24 protein-coding genes and 1 tRNA gene are annotated in these 23368 nt (G+C 50.2%); 14 read left to right on the top strand and 11 right to left on the bottom strand.

Annotated elements, in window-relative coordinates; all coding sequences use genetic code 11:
* Positions 1-77: 77 nt before the first annotated feature.
* The 5 genes from BLP78_RS08835 (at position 78) to BLP78_RS08855 (ending at position 3049) form a co-directional block, all read left to right on the top strand.
* The gene (locus BLP78_RS08835; protein WP_218118949.1) at positions 78-398 is read left to right on the top strand and encodes a transposase; all 321 of its coding nucleotides are present in this window, start codon (positions 78-80) and stop codon (positions 396-398) included.
* A gap of 69 nt (positions 399-467) precedes the next feature.
* Positions 468-1178 carry an REP-associated tyrosine transposase gene (locus tag BLP78_RS08840; RefSeq protein WP_090458495.1) on the top strand — a complete coding sequence of 237 codons (711 nt, stop codon included), beginning with the start codon at positions 468-470 and terminating at the stop codon, positions 1176-1178.
* Between the two features lie 193 nt (positions 1179-1371).
* Positions 1372-1686, top strand: a complete 315-nt coding sequence (locus tag BLP78_RS08845; protein ID WP_371128870.1) for a Fic family protein — start codon at positions 1372-1374, stop codon at positions 1684-1686.
* Between the two features lie 414 nt (positions 1687-2100).
* Positions 2101-2295: an entry exclusion lipoprotein TrbK gene (gene trbK, locus BLP78_RS08850; protein WP_090458497.1), complete on the top strand. Its 195-nt coding sequence runs from the start codon at positions 2101-2103 to the stop codon at positions 2293-2295.
* Positions 2296-2818: 523 nt separating this feature from the next.
* Entirely contained in the window at positions 2819-3049 is a 231-nt protein-coding gene (locus tag BLP78_RS08855; protein ID WP_090458500.1) for a hypothetical protein, read from the top strand.
* A gap of 238 nt (positions 3050-3287) precedes the next feature.
* On the opposite strand, the gene BLP78_RS08860 is transcribed toward BLP78_RS08855, so the two are convergent.
* Together BLP78_RS08860 and BLP78_RS08865 are read right to left on the bottom strand one after the other, a co-directional pair.
* Positions 3288-4262 carry a bile acid:sodium symporter family protein gene (locus BLP78_RS08860; protein WP_090458501.1) on the bottom strand — a complete coding sequence of 325 codons (975 nt, stop codon included), beginning with the start codon at positions 4260-4262 and terminating at the stop codon, positions 3288-3290.
* A 19-nt stretch (positions 4263-4281) separates the two neighbouring features.
* Complete coding sequence (locus tag BLP78_RS08865) at positions 4282-4998, bottom strand: class I SAM-dependent methyltransferase (RefSeq protein WP_090458503.1); 717 nt, start codon at positions 4996-4998, stop codon at positions 4282-4284.
* A 260-nt stretch (positions 4999-5258) separates the two neighbouring features.
* Here BLP78_RS08865 and BLP78_RS08870 point away from each other — a divergent pair, with 260 nt between their 5' ends.
* The 3 genes from BLP78_RS08870 to BLP78_RS08880 all read left to right on the top strand — a co-directional run bounded on the left by BLP78_RS08870 (position 5259) and on the right by BLP78_RS08880 (position 6885).
* Positions 5259-5741 (top strand): VOC family protein, encoded by a 483-nt coding sequence (locus BLP78_RS08870; protein WP_090458505.1) that lies wholly within the window; start codon positions 5259-5261, stop codon positions 5739-5741.
* A gap of 117 nt (positions 5742-5858) precedes the next feature.
* Positions 5859-6611, top strand: a complete 753-nt coding sequence (locus BLP78_RS08875) for a Mut7-C RNAse domain-containing protein (protein WP_090458507.1) — start codon at positions 5859-5861, stop codon at positions 6609-6611.
* A gap of 198 nt (positions 6612-6809) precedes the next feature.
* Positions 6810-6885, top strand: a tRNA-Lys gene (locus tag BLP78_RS08880).
* A gap of 470 nt (positions 6886-7355) precedes the next feature.
* On the opposite strand, the gene BLP78_RS16260 is transcribed toward BLP78_RS08880, so the two are convergent.
* The 4 genes from BLP78_RS16260 to BLP78_RS08900 all read right to left on the bottom strand — a co-directional run bounded on the left by BLP78_RS16260 (position 7356) and on the right by BLP78_RS08900 (position 11426).
* On the bottom strand, positions 7356-7748 hold the full coding sequence (locus BLP78_RS16260) for a nucleotide-binding domain-containing protein (RefSeq protein ID WP_371128871.1): 393 nt from the start codon (positions 7746-7748) through the stop codon (positions 7356-7358).
* 242 nt (positions 7749-7990) lie between these two features.
* A complete protein-coding gene (locus BLP78_RS08890) occupies positions 7991-9082 on the bottom strand; it encodes an HNH endonuclease (RefSeq protein ID WP_090458511.1) in 1092 nt (363 codons plus the stop codon).
* A 3-nt stretch (positions 9083-9085) separates the two neighbouring features.
* A complete protein-coding gene (locus tag BLP78_RS08895) occupies positions 9086-9796 on the bottom strand; it encodes an OmpA/MotB family protein (RefSeq protein WP_090458512.1) in 711 nt (236 codons plus the stop codon).
* 22 nt (positions 9797-9818) lie between these two features.
* Positions 9819-11426, bottom strand: a complete 1608-nt coding sequence (locus tag BLP78_RS08900; protein ID WP_090458514.1) for a hypothetical protein — start codon at positions 11424-11426, stop codon at positions 9819-9821.
* Positions 11427-11979: 553 nt separating this feature from the next.
* On the opposite strand from BLP78_RS08900, the gene hflX reads away from it, so the two are divergent.
* From hflX to BLP78_RS08920, 4 genes are all read left to right on the top strand, one after another.
* A complete protein-coding gene (hflX, locus tag BLP78_RS08905) occupies positions 11980-13320 on the top strand; it encodes a GTPase HflX (RefSeq protein WP_090458516.1) in 1341 nt (446 codons plus the stop codon).
* Between the two features lie 693 nt (positions 13321-14013).
* The gene (locus BLP78_RS08910) at positions 14014-14589 is read left to right on the top strand and encodes a CNP1-like family protein (protein WP_090458518.1); all 576 of its coding nucleotides are present in this window, start codon (positions 14014-14016) and stop codon (positions 14587-14589) included.
* A gap of 625 nt (positions 14590-15214) precedes the next feature.
* Positions 15215-15604: a DUF4398 domain-containing protein gene (locus tag BLP78_RS08915; protein ID WP_090458520.1), complete on the top strand. Its 390-nt coding sequence runs from the start codon at positions 15215-15217 to the stop codon at positions 15602-15604.
* A 21-nt stretch (positions 15605-15625) separates the two neighbouring features.
* Entirely contained in the window at positions 15626-16447 is an 822-nt protein-coding gene (locus tag BLP78_RS08920) for an OmpA family protein (protein ID WP_090458522.1), read from the top strand.
* 349 nt (positions 16448-16796) lie between these two features.
* Here the strand turns inward: BLP78_RS08920 and BLP78_RS08925 are convergent, their stop codons facing one another.
* The 5 genes from BLP78_RS08925 to BLP78_RS08945 all read right to left on the bottom strand — a co-directional run bounded on the left by BLP78_RS08925 (position 16797) and on the right by BLP78_RS08945 (position 21643).
* Complete coding sequence (locus BLP78_RS08925) at positions 16797-19220, bottom strand: spermine/spermidine synthase domain-containing protein (protein ID WP_090458524.1); 2424 nt, start codon at positions 19218-19220, stop codon at positions 16797-16799.
* 2 nt (positions 19221-19222) lie between these two features.
* Positions 19223-19927 carry a protein-L-isoaspartate(D-aspartate) O-methyltransferase gene (locus tag BLP78_RS08930; protein WP_090458525.1) on the bottom strand — a complete coding sequence of 235 codons (705 nt, stop codon included), beginning with the start codon at positions 19925-19927 and terminating at the stop codon, positions 19223-19225.
* Between the two features lie 107 nt (positions 19928-20034).
* The gene (locus tag BLP78_RS08935) at positions 20035-20616 is read right to left on the bottom strand and encodes a YMGG-like glycine zipper-containing protein (RefSeq protein WP_090458526.1); all 582 of its coding nucleotides are present in this window, start codon (positions 20614-20616) and stop codon (positions 20035-20037) included.
* A gap of 141 nt (positions 20617-20757) precedes the next feature.
* Complete coding sequence (locus BLP78_RS08940) at positions 20758-21243, bottom strand: hypothetical protein (RefSeq protein ID WP_090458528.1); 486 nt, start codon at positions 21241-21243, stop codon at positions 20758-20760.
* Between the two features lie 58 nt (positions 21244-21301).
* Entirely contained in the window at positions 21302-21643 is a 342-nt protein-coding gene (locus tag BLP78_RS08945; RefSeq protein WP_256330185.1) for a hypothetical protein, read from the bottom strand.
* Between the two features lie 387 nt (positions 21644-22030).
* On the opposite strand from BLP78_RS08945, the gene BLP78_RS08950 reads away from it, so the two are divergent.
* Both BLP78_RS08950 and BLP78_RS15575 read left to right on the top strand, forming a co-directional pair.
* A complete protein-coding gene (locus tag BLP78_RS08950) occupies positions 22031-22435 on the top strand; it encodes a hypothetical protein (protein WP_090458530.1) in 405 nt (134 codons plus the stop codon).
* A gap of 76 nt (positions 22436-22511) precedes the next feature.
* A complete protein-coding gene (locus BLP78_RS15575; RefSeq protein WP_090458532.1) occupies positions 22512-23126 on the top strand; it encodes a hypothetical protein in 615 nt (204 codons plus the stop codon).
* The last annotated feature ends 242 nt before the right edge of the window (positions 23127-23368 follow it).

A 23368-nucleotide genomic window follows, 5' to 3' on the forward strand; every position in this document is an offset into this window, starting at 1 on the left:
AAAATCAATAGGGTCAGACTCGATTGATCATGGAATAACGAAGTATACTGAAAACTTTTCCGCGACAGGAATTGCAAATGGCGCGCTTACCGAGATTTATCCTTCCTGACCAACCGCAGCACGTAATTTTACGTGATAATAATCGGACTGAGATTTTTTGTGTGGAAGCCGATTATCGGTTCTATCTTGATAAGTTGCGATTAGCCTGTCAGAAGCATGGTTGTGACATTCACGCCTATGTGCTGATGACCAACCACGTGCACTTACTCATCACCCCCCATAAAGAGCAGAGTTTAAGCAAAGCCTTGCAAATGCTGGGCCGTTATTATGTCCAATTTTTCAATCATTGCTACCGGCGCACCGGTACGTTATGGGAAGGGCGCTACAATAATCTATAGGGTCAGACTCGATTGATTATGGAATAACGACGAAGTATACTGGAAACTTTTTCGCAACAGGAATTGCAAATGGCACGCTTACCGCGATTTATCCTTCCTGACCAACCGCAGCACGTAATTTTACGTGGCAATAATCGGACTGAGATTTTCTGTGCAGAGGCCGATTATCGGTTCTATCTTGATAAATTGCGATTAGCCTGTGAGAAGCATGGTTGTGACATTCACGCCTATGTGCTGATGACCAACCACGTGCACTTACTCATCACCCCCCATAAAGAGCAGAGTTTAAGTAAAGCCTTGCAAATGCTGGGCCGTTATTATGTCCAATTTTTCAATCATTGCTACCGGCGCACCGGTACGTTATGGGAAGGGCGCTACAAAGCTACCCTGATTGATACCGAGGCGTATTTATTGACTTGCATGCGCTACATAGAACTCAATCCAATCCGTGCAGGCATGGTAGCGCATCCATCCGAGTACCCCTGGTCAAGTTATGGCTGCAATGCTCTTGGCCCGACTGATAACCTGGTGAATCCGCATCCTGAATATCGGCATTTGGGAAGAACTGACGAGGAACGCCGGAGTGCATATCGGCAGTTATTCGAGTATCAGATTTCTGAAGAGAGCATTAACGCAATCAGAGAGGCAACCAACAAGGCCTGGGTATTGGGAAACGACCGGTTCAAGCAAAGTATTCAAGAGAAATTGAAGAGGCGGGTAGCGCCTGCGGCCAAGGGCGGAGATAGGAAATCAGAACAATTCAAAATCAATCGACTCTGACTCATTGATTTACCTTCTATGACGGCAATGGCCGTACCGGCCGCATTATTAACGTACTTTATAGGTTAAGGAAAATCTGCTCGATGTTCCGGCACTCTATCTCAGTCGACATATCGTACGCACTAAATCCGACTACTACTGTCTGCTGCAGGAGGTACGGGAAACCGATGACTGGGAGAATTGGGTGTTATACATGCTAGCCGCCGTGGAATATACCGCTACGGAAAGCATTGCCACCATTCGGGCGATAAAGGCATTGTTGCTGGATATGAAACACCGCATCCGTACGAGATATCACTTTTACAGCCAAGATCTGATTAATAACCTATTCTCGCACCCTTATACCAAAATTGAATTCGTCCAGAAAGATCTCAAGGTATCGCGTCTAACCGCTACTAAATATCTGGATGCGCTGGCAGAAGGCGGTTTCTTGCACAAACAAAAAATTGGACGTTCCAGTTATTATGTCAATCGATCTCTATGCAACATCCTTAACCGGGAAAGCTGAATAAAGCCATAAGGCAGGTTATCGAAATCCAGGCTACTCAGCCAGAAAATAGAGGTTCACTCCGAAAATGGGTCAGTTTTACTTCGGCGTTGACATGAAAAGAAAACAATAGTCCCCGATCTTGCGACGTCGAAGCTCATCTTAAGTGTGTTAGCATCTGCCAGATAAAGTTGGAACTTCTAACTCCCGAGCGGGGTGACTGACCAAAGCAATACTGCTCGGAACTGGTTCTGCGTATAGATGATTGACGAGAGCGGCGTAAAGCGATACAACCCCGACTATGTAAAATGCTGCGAGTTAGAGTCCTTTAAGGCATCCTTCGGGGTGCCTGTGAGCTACATCAAGCAACTGCTGTTGTTGCACTCGATTTTGAATCCGCGCCATATTAATGATTTTTAAAGAGGAAGAAATTTAATGAGTTTCAAACATATTGTATTTATTATTACCCTTAGTGCCGCATTGGTTAGCTGTGGCGGCGGAGCTCCCGAAGTAAATTCAACGAATTGTTCTGGCACAGGAATGCAGTCGGTGCTTACAACTTTCGAAAGCGAAGCTGAGCGGCAAGCATTTGTTGATAAATGCCAATCTTTCTCAGAAAAACAAAGCTGAGACATGCTATCGACTTGAGTACGGTTGTCATCACCGGTCAAGAATTAATCAAATTTTGAGATTTTTGTTGATCGGACTGATCGCACCGGGCTTTCCAGTAATTAGCACCTGACACGGCCTGCCAGAACAAGTCTGTAGATCTATGGGAGGCATGTTTCGATGGGGTCAGCCTCGATCGAACCGAGAACGATAAGCGGACAGAGACAATAACAGCATTATCAGCCTTGGCACGCGCGCAGGATATGCCGCTCTTGGCGGACGCATGATGGCGCGAGCTACTTGCTGTCGGGAAGCGTTCAGAACTGAAGATCAAAGCGTCAATCACCCCTCTATTCCTCGGTTCAAATAATTCGCGCCTGCGTACACTTACCTGAGGCCACTATTTTAGATGGTGGTCTCGCTCACTTACAGGTCCACGTCTCCCGCGTGGGCCTTTTTTTCGTCCTCAATTAACCTTCACAAGAAAAATACTATGCCCTACCTGAAAAAGCTTGAGCACCATATAGCTCACGTCGATAGATTGATGAATATTGCAAATAAGGCCGAACTGGCGGAATGTGCCAGATTACTTGCAATGAATGTCGCACACTATCAGATGCGTTACGGGAAATTGCCATTGGACGAAACGCTGGCAATGATAGATGTTCCAGCTCCAAATAATGAGCAGCTTGAGCTAGTGGCGAACGGCATGGAAACCATGGCCGCTGTATTGGGTAGCGTTATGCACGGATTGGATGGCGAGACCGAGCATTAATAGCTAAGCTGGGATTTCAGCGAGCGCTGCCTGGCTGAAGATGGGATATCCGGACGATATCAGGATACGCGTTAGCAGCGAGGCGATCTATCGCTGGGTTACTCTTCATCCAAAAGTGTAAAAAAACTGGCAACACGACCGTGCAAATTCAAGACGTTAACGATTATCGTGTGACGGTATCGCATTCCCGCAAAAGCGGCCGCCTGGCTCATTCAAGAATACCGAAGTAGTGGGTGGACTAGACATTGCTTCGATCCGGTACAGAAGCAGTCTGGATTAGCTCAGTCTTGAGCTCCAATGAGCGTGTGCGCCACAACACTGCCAGCAGACTACCCAGCAAAGAATGCATTACCGCCGAAATCGCGCCTACAACAGGCGCCAACGGGAGTAACGGAAAGGCTTGCTTCGCCAGCACAATGGCAAGCCCGGAGTTTTGCATGCCGACCTCAATAGAAATTGTGCGGGCGATCTGGCGCTCGCAGCCCAGCATCCAGGCGAAATTGTAGCCAATCAGGAAACCCCCTCCATGTAGCAGCGCAACGGCGAGAATCAGTTCAAGGCCATGGTTCAGTATGGCTTCCGCATTGGCGGCAAACACCACAGCACAGATGAAGCACACTCCTATCACCGACAGCAGCGGTGCCACCGGCATCACGCGCATGACCAGGCGCGGAACGTAGCGGTTGAGCAGAATACCCAGCACGACGGGGATAATCACGACTTGCAGGGTTTGCTTGAACAATAGCCAAGTATCCACTGGGACCATGGTTCCCGCAAGGAATTTGGTCAGCAACGGCGTGAAGACGATAGCCGCCAGAGTGGAGCATACTGTCATTACCACCGAAAGTGCTACATCCGCATCTGCGATGTAGCTCACCAGGTTTGAAGCCGTACCGCCGGGGCAGCAGCCCACCAGGATCAGGCCTACGGCAAAGTGCGGCGGCAGGTTCAGTGCATTAGCCACGCCCCAGGCCAGCAGGGGCATGGTTGTATACTGGGCCGCAAAACCGATTGCCACTGCCCTTGGCATGCGGGCGATCCTGCGAAAATCCTCGAGGGTCAGCGTCAGCCCCATGCACAGCATGATGAAGGCAAGAACCAGCACCATCACCGATCCCTGATTCATGGCCACCAACCATGTCGGCCAGCACAGGGCGATTGCCCCGGAGAGAACCATCCAGACCGGGAATAGAAGGGTCAGTTTCTGGAGCATGGTGGTGGGAGAAAAGACCTCAGCCTTTTGCCAGAGCAGACCGTGAGAACAGAATCGTGTAATGCTGCGCGTGACGGCTGATCAACCGGGTGGAGTTCAAACCCGCTGCACCGGCCATGTCCTGCAAGGTTGAAAGACATTCGGGGTAATCGTGGTCATGTACATGCGTACAGGCTTCCTCCAGCTGATCCTGTGGCACGTGCGTCCATTTCTCGCGCATGAATTTCAGATAGCCGTCCAGATAGCTTTCCCGGTCCTGATTTTCCTCGCGCACGACATCCACCAGGATCAACCAGCCGTTTTCCGAGAGGCAGCGCCCGGCCGCGTGGAAAAAGCGCGCTTTCTCATCGGGCATCAGGTGATGAATCGCAAATCCCGTGAAAAGGATATCCCAGGTTTTTCCTGTCGACTCTACCGCTTCCAGAAGATCTCCATGGGTCAAAATGACCTGGCCGGTCAATTCCGCAAGGTACTCACGTGCCTCTGCCAGCGCCGCCTCGGATAAATCCACCCCTTCATACAACGCGGGGGGTGATCGCTTCAGGCAGGGCGCCAGATAGCGTGCATTGCCGCAGCCCAGATCCAGCAGGCGATAATGTCCCTTATCGCTTCGCAGCGCCAGAAGATCTGCGACACCGCTATATATCTCATTGTGAAACATATAGTTGTGTTCCGTGAGCAGGTCATAGAGCGACCAGGAGCGCGTGAAGATGGTGGTGGGTTCGGCAGAAGTCATGGGCTGGCAGTTAGCAATCTGGATCGCACTTTACAATATACCGAGGCTCAAAGGTACCCCTATTGCCATACCGATCAACGTTGAGCTCCAGCGTCAAGTTATTCGAAATTATCGACAAGCGGATTTTAAGCTTTCTTGACGCGCTGGCCTGAATGACCTACAAAACATAGTGAAGCAAGGGAATACGATATCGAATTGCTGTTTTCTATCCCTGCCAGATAAGAATAACGACTATTCTTGATAAAAATGAGGCAAAAAATATGTTGGAGCACATCTACTACCATATCGGCATAGTCGCTCGTGATTATCAGGAAGCCGCTGAGCACTACTCGAAAGTGCTGGACGTAAAATTTACCGAACCCGCAGAGAGTGTCCTGTATATCGAAAATCCGGAAACGCAGCAGGTGGAAACCATAAAAGTGGCCGCGATGTACTCCCGGAACCGACCACCCTATGTGGAACTGCTTCAAGCCAACGGTAACGGAATATTCTCGGAAAAAAATGCAGGGCAAATTCTCTACTTTGGCATTTGGGAATCAGATATAGAAGGCAAGATAGAAGAATTAAAGCAGCAAGGTATCGGCATTGATGCGCTTCTGCGTTCGGAGCCTGGCAAGCGCGCTCATGCGATTATTACCGCACCAGACAAGATGGGCGTGCGTATCGAATATGTAAGCACGTTATTGCGACCCGTTATCGACGCGTGGGTGCTCACCGGCAAGTATCCGGGCCGGCAGCATTAACATCAGGCAGAACCGTTCACCAACAGGTTTTCGGGAAACTCTCCACCAGCAGCTTGCAATTCGCCCCATCATAGACGTCGACATGCGCTTTTTGCCGAAAAGTGCAATACTTTCCGGATGGTCACCGCAACATTCCGGTTCTACGAGGAACTGAACGATTTTCTCGCACCCGAACGACGCAAGCGCGAATTTGCTTGCTCTTGCGCCCGAGCGGCGACAACCAAGCACATGATCGAAGCGCTCGGCGTACCCCATACCGAGGTTGAATTGGTACTGGTCAATGGAGAATCGGTAGGGTTCGAGCGGTTATTGGAAGATGGCGACCGTGTCGCCGTTTTTCCCAAGTTCGAGATGCTCGACATCACTCCCATGTTGCGCGTGCGGGAGAAGCCTCTACGCACGACGCACTTTATTGCAGACGCCCACATGGGTGGGCTCGCCCGGTTACTTCGCATGGCAGGCTTTGATACGCTTTACGATAACAACTTCCAGGATAACAAAATAGAGGCTATCGTCGCGCGCGATGGGCGCATTCTGCTTACGCGTGACAGAGAACTGCTCAAGCGCCGCACAATCACCCATGGGTGTTACGTGCACGCATTAAAACCGGCGCAACAGTTGTGCGAAATATTCGGCCGGCTGGATCTCGCGCGGAGCGTACGGCCGTTTACGCTCTGCCTGGAATGCAATACGGCATTACATTCCATTGACAAAACAGAAGTGCTGACGCGTATTCCACCCTTTATACGCGAGCATTTCGATCACTTCAGCACTTGCGATACTTGCCAACGCATCTTCTGGAAAGGTTCGCACTGGCAGCGCATGCTTGCCCTATTGGATGAGTGCATGGCGGGCAGCAAATCCTCCTGAACAATTTATATGGGCAATTTTTGAAAGTCGAGCTGTCCGCCTGATCGAATAAAAAGCTTCTGTCGCGTAACATTACACCGACGCTCCTCGCGTTCCCCATTCGAATTTATCGATGGATGTGGTAGCATTGCATCGCCGAGGTCGGTACACAAAGATAAGTTGTATTTCTTGTGCCACCCAAGGTGGCTTAATAATTCCGGGTCGTTAGCTCAGCTGGTAGAGCAGCGGACTCTTAATCCGTAGGTCGAGCGTTCGAACCGCTCACGACCCACCACTAAACTACCACCTACTGAAAGTAGGTGGGTTAGCGCAGCTTTGATGCAGACGACTAAAGTCGTCTAATCGCATCAAGCTAAACGCGCATAAGTCAACACACTTAAAATCAAAGTCACCGTCTAAAGACGGTGGTTTTTACCAAATCTATTGAAATAAAACAAAGGCTTACAGGAATGTAGGCCTTTGTTACTTTTAGTTGGTAGGCCTATAGTCGGCTTTAAGAAGTTCATGGTTTGCATTTATTTTGGAATAGGTAGAATTAAAATAATGCGCACTTATCCGATTAGAACAACGTGTCAGCTTATAGAATTCGACCGAAATGGATAGTATTTAATTTGTAATCAGAGTGTCCCGAGTTCGACTCTTGGTGTCGGCACCAAATAAACAGCGGGTTACGGTTTACCTGACCAGAAGCCATTTATTAATGTAGACATAGTGTAGACATAAACAGCCGGAAAACGATTGTGTCTACTCAATAACGACGTAAAAGGGATCGCTCTCTCCGAGTAGAACCTTATCAGATCGCCGAATGAGAAAAGCCTCGACCATATGGACGCCACGATATGAGAGTCGTTCCCATCGCACCCAGGGATCGTGCGAATTGTAGAATTCTCCTCGGAGCGCGTTCGCATTTTTGGCCGCCACATCTGTATTGGTGACGCGCCACATTACCTTATAGGTATCCGGGAAGGGGGAACCTACTTTGCTAGTCGCGTTAAATCTAAGCCAATATCCTGGCGAACAGGGTTCCAATGTCTTAGTAGAACGGATAAGCTGGCCGTACTGCTCACTATAAAGTTGGGCATTCAAATTAATGGTTAATTTGCTGTTCGTAGCTTCCCGCCATTTTGGGCGATGCATGTGAGGCAGCCGATTAAAACCTTTTGGCAAGGCAATCCTGCCGATCTGTTTGACTAAATCAACGAGGTCTCTAATCCCATAAATCAAAGGGTAGGCAGGCACCCCAGCTATTGCTACCTCGCTAACCTTCGCGGCCTTCTCTTCGGCTTCCCCTACAGCAAAGTCATTGCCAAAAATACGTTGCCATTTGCCCGTCGCGATCAGAACCGAAATTCATCAGGCCAAAGGGTAATTAAGGCGGATTAGCTATAGATTCGTAACGCTTGTTCTAAGCTATAAAATTTCCAACCCGCAGGAGGGATGAGCGGTTCATTAGATAGAGTTACCCCTATTCTTTGGCTTGTCCAAGCCAAATCAATGTACCAGCAATTCTTTACGTCATATTGAAATTCAACTTCAGGTGCCGGCCACCCAGCCTGTTGAATAAACCCTAATAGTCCATGGGTTGCAGGGTCTGCATATCTCATTACTAAAGGCCAATCCTTTTTCAATACCCCCTGTTCTCTCCGTAAGCTATTAATCAGCTTCATTTCCTTTCTGGGCATATACATAGTTTGATGATGGGGCTCTGCGCGATGACAAGCTTTACATAGAGCGCGGAGGTTCAATCTATTATTGTTGCTTTTCACTCCATCAATATGATGAACATGCAGAAGATTTTTATGAGCTCGTAAGTTAACATTGCATTTTTCGCAATGCCAATTGACTGCATTTCTTATGGTTAAAGATATTTGCTCCCAATTTTCACTGTAAGAGCTATCACCTGGGCGAACGTGAGTTCTCGATGGGAGATAGGGGAAGCAGGAACTATACGTTTCAAAAAACTCCTCGATATTGAAATTATCTCTAACTTTCAATGCCACCTTTTTAACTTTGGATTGCTTGTAGTTCAACATATTCAAACAATGTTGGCAGATGAAAAGTTTCGCGCTCCCTGTTATCTCAACATTAGAAAAATAATCGATACCAATTAGATCGAAAACTCCAGAAGTATTTGTCGTTGCGACATAGCGTTCATATCGATCCTGCTTTTTCATTCTTTTAAGGGTCTGACAATGAGCCACATGAAATTTTTTCCCCGCATCTACATCACCTTCAAGGACAGCTTGAATTTTGTTTCCCTGATCGGGAATATATAGAAGAATTTGTCGTCCTTCATAGCCCATCAGCCCCGCGATGTTTTGAATGGCGTCAAGGTCAACGACAATTCCTTTACCACTCAATTCAACATCAATTGCCCCTAAAGTGAGGGCCTTAAGACTAAAAGGCTCAGGCTCAACATCTAGGCGATCTACTTGAGCCCAAAGGGATGCAAAATCAAAGGCTAGTCGCACTGGCTAATCCTCGATAATTTTTCTTATCTGCGTTTCTGCATTCGTTATCACTCTAAATGTCACTCGTCTTGACTTTTCCGGGTCTTCCGCGCCCGTTGCGTCTAAAATTAGCCGACTTGATGAAAACCCAACAGCTGCAATATTCTTTTTAATCCACTCTCTGTCGTTCGTTACCGCTGGCAATTTTTGGGTATAGAAGAGTACAGATCGGGTTCTCGCTTGTGATAGCTCCATGTTGCGAAAATAAGCCTCTTCGGAAGTTGATCCCTCGCTCCAATTTGAGCTGGTATGTCCCTCAATTCGTACCTCATCAATCGAACTTTTGAACCCGTTCAGCACTTTCATATAGCGCGGAAAGAAATCGGCGAGAACATCGCGAAATAGCGGTTTAAGCTCAAATGATCCGACGCCAAACAAAATATCTGGTGATTTAAACTTAAATGAAAGGGTGTTTTTATCAATCTCAGCATTCCACTTTCCCAGGTCTTTTTCAAACTCGGTGATTAATGCGTCAAACAAAGCCCCCTGAGTATTTTGATAGGTGATGGCTACTTCTTTAATCTTGTCTCTTTCGATTAAGGCATGACGCATCAATGCGATGCTGATAAAAAGAAATACAATCATGAGACCCGACATTAAGTCAGACACACTCATCCAATGATCTGACGTTTCATGCTCTCGATGTTTTGCAGGTCTACCAAATATTTTTTCCATACCTGATTTTTTTGATTATTCTTCAGCTAAAGACGTTTGCTTTTTGGGCTTTCTGTTGGTATGTGTCAATTAAGTGCTTAGCAATTGTTGCTAGTGCGCTACCTAGTTGCTCTAATGCGATATTTAATTGACGTTCTAATGCTTCATCAACCGCACGTAACTGGACATTTACAGCTTCACCCGTTCTAGCAACGGCCTCCTGTACTTGCTTTTCCACACCACCTAAAGATTTTTCAGCGCTTCGAATTATCGTCTCGTTTATTGTCTCTAGGCTTGTCATCATCGTTTGCCTGGATTTTTCCACCCCATCCAGGGTATTTTCTGAACTATCTCGTACACTATTTACTAGTGAATTCACAACCTCGCCTGTAGAGTTCAAAATTTTTCTTGTGTGATCTTCGACTGAGTCCATAGTCGTTGCTATTGTGCTGGTTATTCCAGTCTGAATCCGTTCAGTATTGAGAGCTAGCAAATCTAACGAATTAGTTAATTCTTCAGAAATAGACTCCGAATGAGTGGAAATCTCATTACCGGTTTTCACGAGAGACTGATTAATCCCAGTTACAGAGTCTTTAAAATCAGTCGCTCCCTCAAGTAATACCAATCGCATTTGCTCTGCCCCAGCCTTCATTTGATTACCTACTTCTTGAAGCTGTAGTTGAATCGTTGGTACTGCAGTTATCGCCTGATCGCGCATTTTCACAAACACATCCAGATGATTAGTCAACTCTCTTATCTGATGCTGGTTCACTTGGAGGACTTCCCCAAGAAATTGCATGTCTACCGGTATACGTGAGGTTTCTTGGCGAATTCCTTCTACAGCCACGCGTGTTAAATCTATCGATGCAACACCCTGCGAATATAAAGCCGTCATTTCTTCCATTTGTTTCATGTACTGGGCCTGCCAGTCGACTAATTTTTTAACTGATTCATCAAGGCGCTTGAAATTTTCACCGAATTGTTCGGTTAAACGTTGGTTGAAATCAATAATTACTTGTCTAAGGGCTTCGATTACTTGTTCTGTGGCTGACTTGGACAGCATCTCGGCGAACTCTTGAAGTTTGGACCAAAGCTTTTCCTCAAAAGACTCTTGCCGTCTTGACACAACTGACCTGAAATCGGTTATGTCTGTGCGCAACATCTGTAGTTGACCTATGATAGAACGTTCGTTATCGCCTCCTATCGCCCGTACCAATGATTCCGTGGCTTGGCATTGTTTATTTAATAAAGTGTATATCTCCGACGGGCCAACCTCTTCTATGACTGCTTCTGATAAAACCGATTGTTGAGCTGCAAGGTAGTGTGTGTGCCACCATTTAAACGTTATCGTTGCACCCATTCCAATCAAGCTGGTAATAAACGCTGTTTTTAGGCCTCCCAACAGGCTTTCGATGCTCTTATCAATATCGGTAGGATCAAATAGTAGTAACCCTATAACGATGCCCAAGAATGTTCCGAGAATACCGAGCGATGTCATTAGCGAGGGGGCGTACTCAACAAACGCTCCCTGCCTCCCACGCAAAACCGCTTTTCTCGCCTTTATCCAGACATACGAAATGCCGATAAAAAAAACACTGTTTATTGCAACTACAAACTCAGTCGAATTGATGAGCGCGAGAATGGAATTCAAGTGAGAGCCCTCTCTAGGGAAACCGTTATTAAAAACCGAATTCTTTTAGTTTGTTTGATATGCCAAATTACTAACCGAATATCATTTTAACAATGATATTTTGTAAAAATTCAAGAAAAGGAGAGTTGATCTGAATTACTTAAGCTGAAACGGACCTCTACCGTAATTTTACCGGTATTGATAGTCCAACCAATTGGACTTTGGTACACCGATCTATAAGTAGGGATATTGGGTTGTTTACTCTTGCTCGGTTATCGCTAGTAATGTATCCGTTGCTTACCGTACAGTTATTGACAGTACTCCAAGGATGAAGGACCCATCTGATGCAAGTCTATTATAGCCGAGCTCCAGTTTGAGGAATCGCGAAGATCGACCGGTCTTTTTAACTTATTGGGCTCGCATTTATGTAGGGAAGACAGTTTTTTCCAAGTTATCCGATAATCTCTATCAACCGGCAGTAACAAGAATGGTTGTAAATTGCATACTTAGTACGGCGGCTATCACATTTGCAGGTACTATCCGAATTCGCCCACTCAAGATATGCAATCCCCTAATGCAAAAAGAAGTTGAAGAGAAATCCAAATACGCCGTCGTGGCGGCTGTACAACTGCCGAGCGTGAGCGATAGCGAGTTCGAAGCGTCGCTGAGCGAGCTGCGCGAACTTGCAAGAACACTGGGGTACGAGGTCGTCCGCACATTCGTGCAGAAGCGCTCAAGTTTCGACGTAACAGGATATCTTGGTGCCGGTAAGCGGCAGGAGATACGCAGCTTCGTGAACAACGAACCCGCCGAGTTCGAGGAAATAGCCGCTGGCCCTGATAGCCGGGCTACCGATGTCATCTTGGTCGACCATGAGATTTCACCATCGCAGGCGCGCAACCTTGAAAAGGAGGTCGGCTGCAAGGTAATGGACCGCACTATGGTCATCCTCGAAATTTTTCATCGCAACGCCCGCTCTCGTGCTGCGCAGGCTCAGGTGGAGATTGCGCGCCTAGGATACATGGCGCCGCGCCTGCGCGAGGCGGCGAAGCTTGCGGGGCCGCAAGGGCGGCAGCGCAGCGGTGTCGGCGGCCGCGGCGGGGGTGAATCGCACACTGAATTGGACCGACGCAAGATCCGTGATCGCATCGCAGAACTTCAACAGGAAATCGTCGCGATGGATGTCGAGCGCAAGACGCAGCGTGTCCGGCGGCAAAAGCGTCAAGGGTTCGCTGGCGTGGCGCTCGTCGGCTATACAAACGCCGGCAAGTCCACCTTGATGCGGGCTCTCACGGGAAGCGAGGTGCTGGTTGCGAATAAGCTCTTCGCTACGCTTGATACCACCGTGCGTGCCCTCTACCCGGAGAGCATGCCACGCGTGCTCGTCAGTGACACGGTCGGTTTCATAAAGAACTTGCCGCACGGGCTCGTGGCCTCGTTCAAATCAACGCTGGACGAAGCGCTGGATGCATCCCTGCTGCTCCACGTCATCGATGCGAGCGATCCTGGGTTTGAGCGCCAGCTTGAGGTCACCGATGGCGTGCTTGAGGAGATCGGTGCGAATGTCGTGCCGCGCATCCGCATCTTCAACAAGATCGACCACGTCGGCGACGCAGCGGCGCAAGCTGAACGCGAAGCGGCCCTACGAACACAGTACCCGGATTGCGTTGTAATGAGTGCACGCCGCCCTGACGACGTCGCGAAGCTCCGCCAGACGATCATCGCGTTTTTCCAGCAGGATCTGGTCGAGGCCGAGCTTTTTCTCCCCTGGTCGGCACAGCAACTACGCGGGGGAATCTACGCAAGCTGTCAGGTGCTGGAGGAGTACTCGGACAATGAGGGCACCTTCTTTCGGGTTCGTGGCGAGCCCAATGCGGTGGAAAGCTTGCGCGAGCAGTTCAGCCAGGCGCGATAAATTCAGCGCCTTTGATCAAGTGCTAGCGTCGGTCAATATTCGACCGCCAGCAACGCCATATAAGTATAAAATGGTTCAAGTCAGACTTGAAAACTGTGGTCAACTGCGGCAAAGTAATGACGATCCAGGTAGAAACCGGTTAGCTATCGAGTGATTGTATTTATCACTATGTGAGCATCATCGATGCGAGGAGAACATCATGGCAAAAGGTCAGCAAAAGAAAAACAAAGAAGCAAAGAAGCCTAAAAAGAAACCGACACCCGCTATCTGACTCGCTCTTGCGCTGAACAAATCGAGTGACGGCGAAGAGTGAAAGATATCGCCGATTTTCTGATGTTTGGTGTATCGAGGCTAACCGGCGGTACCAACCCGGTTTTAAAATGAAAAGTACTTGAATCGCTGCAAGCCTTTATTTGTTGGCTTGCCGATTCGGACAAATCTGGTAACTATAGCCAACAAGCGGTTCTCTGGTGGTCAATCGCCAACTGGATAAGGCCAATAAAGCAGAAGAGTTCTCCTCCTTGTTCTAAATCTCTTCCTTGATTCGTTCTCCCGATCAATCGCGGGCGAGTATCCTGAAGTTGGGCCTATGTATTCCAATCCCTGAAGCAAAAGCGTCGACCAATCCTCCTCATTCTCAAAATCTGCAACAGAAGTTTGAACAATGTTTCGCAGTATCCTTAAGACTTTGTCATGAAAAGAATTTTGTTGTTGCTATGCTTCCTGCCGCTTGCTACGTGCGCTCCCCAGAAAGCGTTGAAGGGATTCGATAGTGAATTTGATGGCGGCAAAAGCTGGACTGAGCTGCAGGTGCAACTGCCCGCCTACCCTGAAGTTGAGAATCTGTTGCCTTTTGACGCCGGCCCTGCCAGCGATAACCTTCACTATATTGACGCTCCTTCCATCGTTGTGGGAAAAGACAATATCGTGCGCTACACGTTGGTAATCAAATCCCCCCAAGGTGCGACAAACATAAGCTACGAAGGCATGCAGTGTGCGCTCGATGGTGCTGGAGAGAACGTGAGAGCGGAAGTATTGATATTTAAATTACGGGGTACCGCAAAAAGGCTATACGCCATAGCCCGTGACGACATGACGTGGGTACGGGCACGGGTATCAAAATGGGAGGAACTCGAAGATGTATCACAGCACTATGCGCAACGGGCACTTTCCAGATATTTCTTCTGTCCGGCTGATATTACCGTAGGAAGCAGGGAAGAGGCCATTTACGCATTGAAGAGAGGCGGCCATCCACGCGTGATTCAGTAGGAAGAGTACGCCCCCAAATTCCTACATCTTGGCCCGCACATGTCGCATGATTCTGGCAGTCGCAGAGGCCCAGGTAGCCTGAATGTTGGCCATATTCCCATCTTCTAACGCCACGCGCATCAATTATATTCGAACCCGCTGCCGCTCACAGACCGGCTTGCGTTAGCACAAACTTGAATTCCGGTTTGCTCCAATATCTACAGAAATCCGAAAGTACTATCAACAAAGACTATTGACATTTTGCAGTAATCCACATCTGTAACGCAATCCACACAAATGCCCACAATAACTCCGTGGAAAGTGGCATGAACGCTGGCTTTCCATCTAAGTGCCTGATAATGCTATCGCATTTTTTTAGTTTAAAAAAAGGTCAACTGAGTAAATAACGTTACAGAAAGATGACTTACCTCTCGTGTCCAGAGGTTACCCACAAACTTATCCACAGCAATTGTGGAGAAGAAAGAGGTCGTTTTCGCTAACCAGGTTGGTCGGTCCATTTAATCATCTGGCTCATATGCGACATTTAGCAGCTACGTGCGCTAACAGACCGATTATTTAAAACTTTCTCCATAAACTCATCAGTAGTCCTGTTAATTAGATTCTATTGATCTTTAGGAGGTGAGCGATGAAAGACTTTTCGAAATATAAATGGTATCAAATGATGAGCGTAATGGTTCTTGCCGCTGTATTCGCAGCAGGTTGCGCAACCACGGAAAAGAAAGATATGGCGGCTCAACTTGCGGTCGCAAAAACGGCGGTTGCCGACGCGGTAAGCGCCGGGGCGCCAGAATTTGCTCCGGTGGAATTGAAAACCGCCCAGGAAAATCTGGAGGATGCAGAAAAGGCAGCGATGGACGATGACTACAAACGTGCCATAAAGCTAGGTGAAAACGCGCAAACAAATGCGCAATTAGCAAGCGCTAAAGCGCGCGCGGCGAAAGCACAGCAAGCATCAGACGCATTGAAGGAAAGCGATCAAACACTACAAAACGAAATGAACCGCAAATTAAAGTAATTACCTGGAGGAGATACGCTCATGAAGAAAAATGGCTATTTAACCATCTCGTTTATGGTTATCGCAGCGCTGGCGGGCTGCGGCTCGACACCAAACGCACTTCTGGATAGCGCCCGTAGCAGCTATCGCAGTGCCCAGAGCGACCCTGAAGTTACAAATCTCGCGCCTTTGGAACTGAAGCAGGCAGGCGACACGTTGGCACAAGCCGACAATGCCTGGAAGAAAGGAAAAGATGCTGCCAAAGTGGATCATCTGGCTTATCTGGCACAACAGCAAGTTTCAATAGCGCAGGAAACCGCAAAGCGCAAAGCTGCTGAAGCAGATGTGTCCGCCGCCGATGCCGAGCGCAATAAAATTCGTCTTTCTGCGAGAACAGAAGAGGCGGAAAAGGCTCAGCAGCAGGCACAGAGCGCCGAAATGCGGGCAAGCACGCTTGAATCGCAGCTTAAAGAGCTGAATGCAAAAAAATCAGACCGGGGTACGGTCATTACTCTCGGCGATGTGCTGTTCGATACTAATCGTGCGGAGCTCAAATCGGGTGGCGTTCGAGAGTTGCAAAAACTTGCTGACGTACTCAAACAGAATCCCCAGCGCAACGTTGCTGTCGAGGGGTTCACAGACAGCACCGGGAGCGAGAACTACAATCAGCAGCTTTCTGAAAGGCGCGCCAATGCGGTCCGCGATACGTTGATGAATATGGGCATTGATTCCACTCGCATCACTACGCGCGGTTATGGAAAAAGCTTTCCAGTCGCCGGTAACGACACCCAGGCAGGCCGACAATTGAATCGTCGGGTAGACGTCGTTATTTCGGACGAAAACGGGAATATCAAGTCACGCTAATTCTCTCGCAGGGCATCTGTCGTATTAGCAAAGAAATGACCAGAAAAAATACACGACAACTTGCGATAGTGATAACCGGTTAACGCTTTGAAGGCATTGCTGGTTCTGTTTTGATATTGCATCTTATTTACCGAAAAATATTGATTCGCGGGTCGAGCGTTCGGACCGCTCATGATCCACCTATAAATCAGCAGGTATTCGGGCTTCCGATTTCGAGATAACAGAAGATAGTTTCTTTCACCCTGCCCTGCTTAGCCTTCCAGGCTGAGCAGGGTTTGTAATAACCCAATATCCCCTGCCTTGCTCAACTGTGTCTCCCGGATCTCGCTCAAAGGGATGAGTCGCTCGCTCAAGCAAACCCCCTCAGCGCAACAGCGGCCAAGCCGTAGATCACGACAGCCAATAGAATCACCATGGCAAAACCAAGGTGAATAGCCAGCAAGGTCGCGAGGACGGCCCCTACCACCGAAGCAAAACCATTGATCGCCCACGCCCACGGAATGGCGTCCTGGGTAGTGGCCGCCAGTCGCATCATACCCGTGGGGAAAGGCATTCCCATGCACACCGCCAGCGGCGCGATCAGCACCACGGAAATAGCTATCTTTGCCATATCTGGCAAATGGATGAATGCCTGGAACAGGCCCGGCAGGATAGCGAGATAGAGTAGCGATAAGACGCCCATGACCATTACCGCCACGATCAGATAGCCGCTGCCCATCGCCCGCTTCTGCCACCGTCCGGCAAGCCAGCTTCCCACCGCCGCGAAAACCAGGAACGCGCATAGCACGACCGCCACGGCATATAGCGGGTGAGCCAGGAACAGAACAAATTTCTGGATGAAGGCGATCTCGATGAACATGAAAGCCAGGCCGATGGCGAGGAAATACAGGGCCACCCGTGCGGTGGGCAATATATGCCGGCATCGCGATATCGCCAGCGGCGCCAGGATCAGCAGAACGCTGACGACAAATGCCTGTATCAGAGCCGTCACCAGAAGCGGATAGCTCCAGTCGAGAAGCGGCATGCCGCCCTGCTCGCGTAGCGCAAATAATTCAGCGGCGGCTTTCCACTTGAAGAAATGGAAAAAAAAAGGCCGGTCATCAGTTGCCGGTTCGATATAGAATTTGTATCGGTCTATGAAGTTCTGCCGCTGCGGGCCGAGCAGTGCAACCGCTCCCTCGAAGAAATAGGGTTGCACCAAAACGTTGTAACGGTTTGCTTCATCGGCGCGCATCCCCGGATAGTAGGCCACGTCGAAAGAACGCTTGCGGCTGAATTCCTTGACCGCCTCGATTTCGCTCGCTGTGAAATCGCTGTTTTTCACCAGCAAGGTAACGGTTTTCCAGCCGCGTATCATCACCAGCCGCCTGCCGGGGTTGGGCACGCCGTTTCGCTCCAAAGCGAGCGCTGCCGTGGCAAACAGCTTCAGCGCGTCGCGCGGCGGCAGGGTCAGCCAGCGCGTAATCGCTAATATGCCGCCGAGTCGGAGGCGGTTCAGGTAGGTCTGAAGTGCCTCCACCGTGTAGATATAGCTTTCGCTCAGGCCGTAAAGTCCTGCCGAGGCGACACCAAATGAATCCAGCAATGCCACCTGCACAAGGTCGTAGTGTTCCCGGCTGGCGTTGGCGAAACCGCGCGCCTCGCCTTCGTGCACGTGCACCCCAGGCTGGGCATAAAGATCACCGGCAAAGTCATGGAAGCGTTGCCGAACCAGATCGATGACGTTGCGATCGAGTTCCACCGCATCGACAGACGCTGCGTGGAAGTAGAGCGCCTGCAATACGTCGCTGCCGGCGCCTGCGCCCAGCACCAGTACCTGTGGCCGTACATGCGGCTGTGCCAGCACATGGTAAGGCAGTGCTGACGTAAACTGGTCGAGGTAGGCCAGCGGCGCCAGGTTGCCATCAAACCGCGTCAGCACGGACGGCCCTTCTCCATCCACGAATACGCCTAACTGAGGCGGTGGCTCTTCCGTTGCGTTGAGACTCATCCCCGGCGCATGGCGGAAGGGAATACGGGTGTTTTCCACCACGGTGATCTGTCCCAGCGGACTGGAACGTTGCTCGATCACCTTTGCTCCGGCAATATTCAATGCCTCGCTCAGATCCTTGTAGGGCGAAATGTGCACTTGCAACCAGTCGCCGGGCAGCGCTACAGCCACCAGGGAAGTCAATCCAGCAAGCACGCCCGCCAGCCATTTCGGCCGCACCTTCAGCTCGATGATGGCGACGGCGGCAGCCAGAAGGGCCAGCGCCGTAAGGACGATGAGCACCTTATTCGGTGGCACGAGAAACAGCACGCCGATAACGCCCAGGCTGCCCACCCCCGCGCCCAGGATATCAAAGGCATAGATGCGACCTGCTTCTTTGCCGAAGTGCCACAAGACGAGGCCAATACCCAACCCTCCGCAAAAGAAGGGCAGCATCATCAGCAGATAAATGGCGAGCAGCTTGGCTAGCTGTGTTTTATCCCACAGCAGTTCGAGCGGATTGAACGGAACCTGTTGCGTCAGTAGAAACGCCGCAGGCATCAGAAAAGCCATCCCTGTAGCAGCCATGACATAGACTGTTCCAACGTGTGGAATGATTTTTTCCTTCAGCAACGTCAGCGCCGTTCCACTCGCCCCATAGCCCAGCATCGCCGCGCTGATGATCATATAGGCGAAGTGATGCCACAGCACGATGCTGAACAGGCGCGTCAGCAGCACCTCATACGCCAGTACGCAGGCAGAAAGCAGCCCAATGGCAACAAAGGGCGGACGCGGCGCATTCACGGCTAATGTCCGCCGCCAAGCGGAACGAACCTGACCGGCACGATTTGGCGGGTCGTCACCGAGCCGTCCGCCTGTTTCTCCACCAGCATCAAATATTGGGTCATAAAATGCGTACCGAGCGGGATCACCATGCGTCCGCCCGGTTTTAGCTGCTTGAGTAGAGGGGGCGGCACATGACTTGCGGCAGCCGTCACCATAATGGCGTCGAACGGTGCCGCTTCCGGCCAGCCGTAGTAGCCGTCGCCCACTTTTGTTTTTATGTTGTTGTAGCCAAGGGATTTCAGCCGCACGTCCGCTTGTTTTCCCAGCGGTTCTATAATTTCAATGGTGTAAACCGAGCCGGCTATTTCCGCAAGAACCGCCGCCTGATAGCCTGAGCCAGTACCGATTTCTAGTACCTTGTCGTCCTCCTTGACTTTCAGCAGGTCAGTCATGTGTGCGACGATGAGGGGCTGTGAAATTGTCTGGCCGTAGCCGATGGGAAGAGGACGATTGAGATAGGCAAAAGGAGTTAGCCAGGCAGCCACGAAACGATGGCGCTGCACCTTTTCCATTGCTGCCATGACACTGGGACCCGGGGGGGAATTGCCGGATGTGGCCAGCACCTCCTCCATCATTTTATGGCGCAACCCTTCGAATTCCCCGCCTTGGGACGGGAAAACACAGCAGAAAAACAGGAGTGCGCCAAAAGCGAAGCGGCGTTTCATACCCTCATTAAAGCAAATTCCCGGTAGTTTGCCGGGAAAATGGGGGTTGCAAAGCTGTTATGAGAGGTTATGTCCGTTCAGCTTCCCCTGGTCCGGGGTAATGCAGCTTAGCGCGGGGGCGGCGGTGGAGGGATGCCCGGAGGCGGTGGCGGAGGAGGCGGAACTACCGAACTCCGCCGTATGCTTCTGGCGGGGGAATAAGATGGGTAAGGCGTACCCATGTATTGGCTGCCGCCATTTGTATATGGGTCATTGGTGACCTGGCCCTGTACGGGGACGCGATGGCCTTTTCCATACATGCATTGTATGTAGCCATTGTCGTAGCGCTGTTGGCTGGCGTATCCCGAGGCCCCGGCGGTGCGGGTTCCAGCCAGGCCTCCAGCCACCAGACCAGTACCGGCCCCGATAGCTGCGCCGCGTCCGCCGCCCAAAGCCGCGCCTGCTGCCGCCCCTAGCGCCGCCCCTATCGCGGCGCTGCCTGCTCCACTGGATATCGATGCCTGATTCGGACCCATGCCACCGATTTGTTCATTAGCGAATTCCCTGCAATAGTAATCGTCGTAGCGAAATTGCTCGAAGCTTCTGCCGGAGCCTGGCAACGCCATCAGGCTGGGCCCAGTCGGCATGCTCGTACAACCGATGAGCGCGAATGTGACGAGCAGAGCGAATAATCCAGGTATTTTGCGCATCTTGGCAGTACCTTTAACTTAAATCCGCCTCGTAGCGAGCTCACCAAAAAGGTGAGGCTCACGGAGTATGAAAAATCCTTTTCCATCATAGCGCTTAGTTGGCAAATGAGCCAAAAAGCGGTCAACTGCTGGATTTAGGTTTTATTGGCTGGGCTCGGGCGCGACTTGTAGCCACCCGCCCGGGCATTTTTTCACGTAGGGATAATACCCTTCCGGGTTTCGGCAGTAGTGCCAATAGTTGGCAGCTTGAGCTTGTGGCTGGACCTGCACGACCTCCTGCTGTTGAATGTAAACGGATGGAGCGGGGGGAGCCACAACGGCAGGGGCATACCCATAAGGCTGCGCATATCCGTAATTAGGCGCGTACCCGACAGGAGGATAGCCATATTGGTTTCCGTAGCCATACGAAGGTGGATAATAAGGCGCCCTGTTGCCATAGTAGCCTAGGCCATAGCCCAATAATCCCATTCCTAACGCCAGCCCATATCCTCCATAACCTCCTCCATGGCGGTGATGGTGGTGCCCGTGATTGTGATGGCCATGGTGACCATGCCCTCTGCCCGCCGATGCTAATGGAACCGACCCGAGCAGCATAAGTGCCGCGCACATCAATTTCATTTTTCCCATTTACGTCTCCATACCCCAGTAGTGTTTGTGTTTGATCAAGGACAGCGAGTTCTCTTTATCACCATCTCTGCTGGATATAAACCGGCGGTGCGGGAGGAACGATAACGGGGGCATATCCATAGCCCGGCGCGTAGCCGGCGGATGGATAGCCATATTGGGGTGGGTAGGAGGGTCTATTACTCAGATAGCCCAGGCCATAACCTAACAATCCCATCCCTATTGCGAGTCCATATCCTCCATTACCCCCTCCATGGTTGTGATGGTGATTATGGCCGTGATGATTGCGGTGGTGACCGTGGTTATTGTGACCGTGGCCATGGCCTCTTCCCGCCCAAACTGAACTGGCGGGGGCCATTCCAAGCATGATAAGAGCGATGCAGGCAAGTTTTATTTTTGTCATGAAAGTCTCCATTTCCTCGATTGAGGATCACAGTTGATAAAGAACCACAGCCAAGGCAATTTATTGCCGTTAATCGATATAACGCATCAATAGGCAATCGGTTGTCGTATAGTTACATAAACTTCACAAAAAATTCACAAATAAGTATTCGACGTAAACGGATGAAGCCGATCTGCGTTATTGCGAATAGGTAATCGAGATGGATGGCTCTGATTACTCATGCACTGCTGGTTGTACTTTAGTCCAATAGTCAGGGGTACCAAAGTCAGTAAAGATTGAAAGAATCGAAATGAGTTTGAAGAGGATACATTCCTGCATTCGTGAGCCGATTGTCGGATAAAACTGTCATCAATATAAATAGTTAATAAACACAAGAGGAGATCGGACATGTATAAAGGTTTGTCGGTATTGTTGGTGGGTATTGTTCTGGTATATGGCAATACGGCGATAGCGCGGGAAAACGGCGGCGGGCACCATGATGGTCATCATGGAATGACTGATGCTGGTCAACATGCGAAGTCGGGTGGAATGGCTTCCGAACACATGGGTCAGCAGGGTACCGAGAACTCGAACGCGCAATGGTCTTCCGGGGCAACGAAGGGGCAGGAGCGTTCCGACTTGAGGAATCAGGATCATCATGGGCATGAAGCGGGAGGCAAAGACCAGAATCGTGGAGAAGGTAAGCACAAGGGTCATGAGCATACGGCAAAGGACAAAAGTGATAAGAACAACAAGGGCAAAAACGGCGATGGCAATAAAAACGGGAAAGGCGGCAAGCACGGGTCTCACTGAGTAGGCGGGAAGGCGGTGGTTGAATAGATGCATGCAAGATTAAGGACAAAAGCAATAAATTTCAGAAGGAGCTACGATGTCAAACGAATCCGTTAATTATTGGAAATTCGCGACGATTGGAATACTGCTGGTCGGCGCAACCGTTGCCGCCACACTGCTTGTCACGGGACGGGATTCCAAGACTGAGGTGCCTGATTCTCAAGAGGCAGTTGATGCGTCTCCAACCGTTGGGGTAGAAGACTCGACAAAATCGGGCACGCCGGCGAAGCTGGCCGAAGAGGTGGCGTCGGTCGAGCCTCAGCGGAATACCCGCGTTGCGAAGTCAAGCAGGAACACTTCGGGCGCTATCCCGCCACCCCCATCCTATTCCCCGCCAGCGGGGTACACTCCCCAACCAGCGTACCCTTCGCAGTCCGTCATGGAAGCGTGCAATAAGTATGCGACTGAGCAGGTGAACAGCAAAACCGAGGAAGTGGTCAAGAACGCAGCGCTGGGCGCCGCTATCGGCGCGGCGATAGGCGCGGCGGGCGGTGCGATCGCGGGTGGAGGCAGCGGCGCGGGGAAGGGAGCTGCCATCGGTGGGATAACAGGTGTGGCGGGAGGAAGCCTATACGGGCTCAACGAAACCAAGTCGCACGACGCGCAGTACCAGGCAGCTTATGCTTCATGCATGCGTTCGAAGGGTTACTGATAGTACGAGCGCGGCGAGAGATGGAGATAATATGATTCGTCATTCCAGGTCAAGCTTGGAATGACGAATCGGGGGTGTAAATAATTTTGTGTAATCGGTCATTAGACAGGAGACTGTCATCCATAAGGAAGAACGATGACCAAACGCAAAATAGTAGAGCCCGACCTGATCGATCGATTGCTGGCTGATTACCAGAAACCGGAAGACCTGCTTGGTGAGAACGGGATACTCAAGCAGCTGAC

The organism is Nitrosospira sp. Nsp1, assembly GCF_900100985.1.
GTDB lineage: Bacteria > Pseudomonadota > Gammaproteobacteria > Burkholderiales > Nitrosomonadaceae > Nitrosospira.

Excerpts from the sequence above, each read along its gene's own strand:
- BLP78_RS08835 (WP_218118949.1), top strand. The coding sequence starts at position 78 with ATGGCGCGCTTACCGAGATTTATCCTTCCTGACCAACCGCAGCACGTA.
- BLP78_RS08840 (WP_090458495.1), top strand. The coding sequence starts at position 468 with ATGGCACGCTTACCGCGATTTATCCTTCCTGACCAACCGCAGCACGTA.
- BLP78_RS08845 (WP_371128870.1), top strand. The coding sequence starts at position 1,372 with ATGCTAGCCGCCGTGGAATATACCGCTACGGAAAGCATTGCCACCATT.
- trbK (WP_090458497.1), top strand. The coding sequence starts at position 2,101 with ATGAGTTTCAAACATATTGTATTTATTATTACCCTTAGTGCCGCATTG.
- BLP78_RS08855 (WP_090458500.1), top strand. The coding sequence starts at position 2,819 with ATGAATATTGCAAATAAGGCCGAACTGGCGGAATGTGCCAGATTACTT.
- BLP78_RS08860 (WP_090458501.1), bottom strand. The coding sequence starts at position 4,262 with ATGCTCCAGAAACTGACCCTTCTATTCCCGGTCTGGATGGTTCTCTCC.
- BLP78_RS08865 (WP_090458503.1), bottom strand. The coding sequence starts at position 4,998 with ATGACTTCTGCCGAACCCACCACCATCTTCACGCGCTCCTGGTCGCTC.
- BLP78_RS08870 (WP_090458505.1), top strand. The coding sequence starts at position 5,259 with ATGTTGGAGCACATCTACTACCATATCGGCATAGTCGCTCGTGATTAT.
- BLP78_RS08875 (WP_090458507.1), top strand. The coding sequence starts at position 5,859 with ATGGTCACCGCAACATTCCGGTTCTACGAGGAACTGAACGATTTTCTC.
- BLP78_RS16260 (WP_371128871.1), bottom strand. The coding sequence starts at position 7,748 with ATGCATCGCCCAAAATGGCGGGAAGCTACGAACAGCAAATTAACCATT.
- BLP78_RS08895 (WP_090458512.1), bottom strand. The coding sequence starts at position 9,796 with ATGGAAAAAATATTTGGTAGACCTGCAAAACATCGAGAGCATGAAACG.
- hflX (WP_090458516.1), top strand. The coding sequence starts at position 11,980 with ATGCAAAAAGAAGTTGAAGAGAAATCCAAATACGCCGTCGTGGCGGCT.
- BLP78_RS08910 (WP_090458518.1), top strand. The coding sequence starts at position 14,014 with ATGAAAAGAATTTTGTTGTTGCTATGCTTCCTGCCGCTTGCTACGTGC.
- BLP78_RS08915 (WP_090458520.1), top strand. The coding sequence starts at position 15,215 with ATGAAAGACTTTTCGAAATATAAATGGTATCAAATGATGAGCGTAATG.
- BLP78_RS08920 (WP_090458522.1), top strand. The coding sequence starts at position 15,626 with ATGAAGAAAAATGGCTATTTAACCATCTCGTTTATGGTTATCGCAGCG.
- BLP78_RS08930 (WP_090458525.1), bottom strand. The coding sequence starts at position 19,927 with ATGAAACGCCGCTTCGCTTTTGGCGCACTCCTGTTTTTCTGCTGTGTT.
- BLP78_RS08935 (WP_090458526.1), bottom strand. The coding sequence starts at position 20,616 with ATGCGCAAAATACCTGGATTATTCGCTCTGCTCGTCACATTCGCGCTC.
- BLP78_RS08940 (WP_090458528.1), bottom strand. The coding sequence starts at position 21,243 with ATGGGAAAAATGAAATTGATGTGCGCGGCACTTATGCTGCTCGGGTCG.
- BLP78_RS08945 (WP_256330185.1), bottom strand. The coding sequence starts at position 21,643 with ATGACAAAAATAAAACTTGCCTGCATCGCTCTTATCATGCTTGGAATG.
- BLP78_RS08950 (WP_090458530.1), top strand. The coding sequence starts at position 22,031 with ATGTATAAAGGTTTGTCGGTATTGTTGGTGGGTATTGTTCTGGTATAT.
- BLP78_RS15575 (WP_090458532.1), top strand. The coding sequence starts at position 22,512 with ATGTCAAACGAATCCGTTAATTATTGGAAATTCGCGACGATTGGAATA.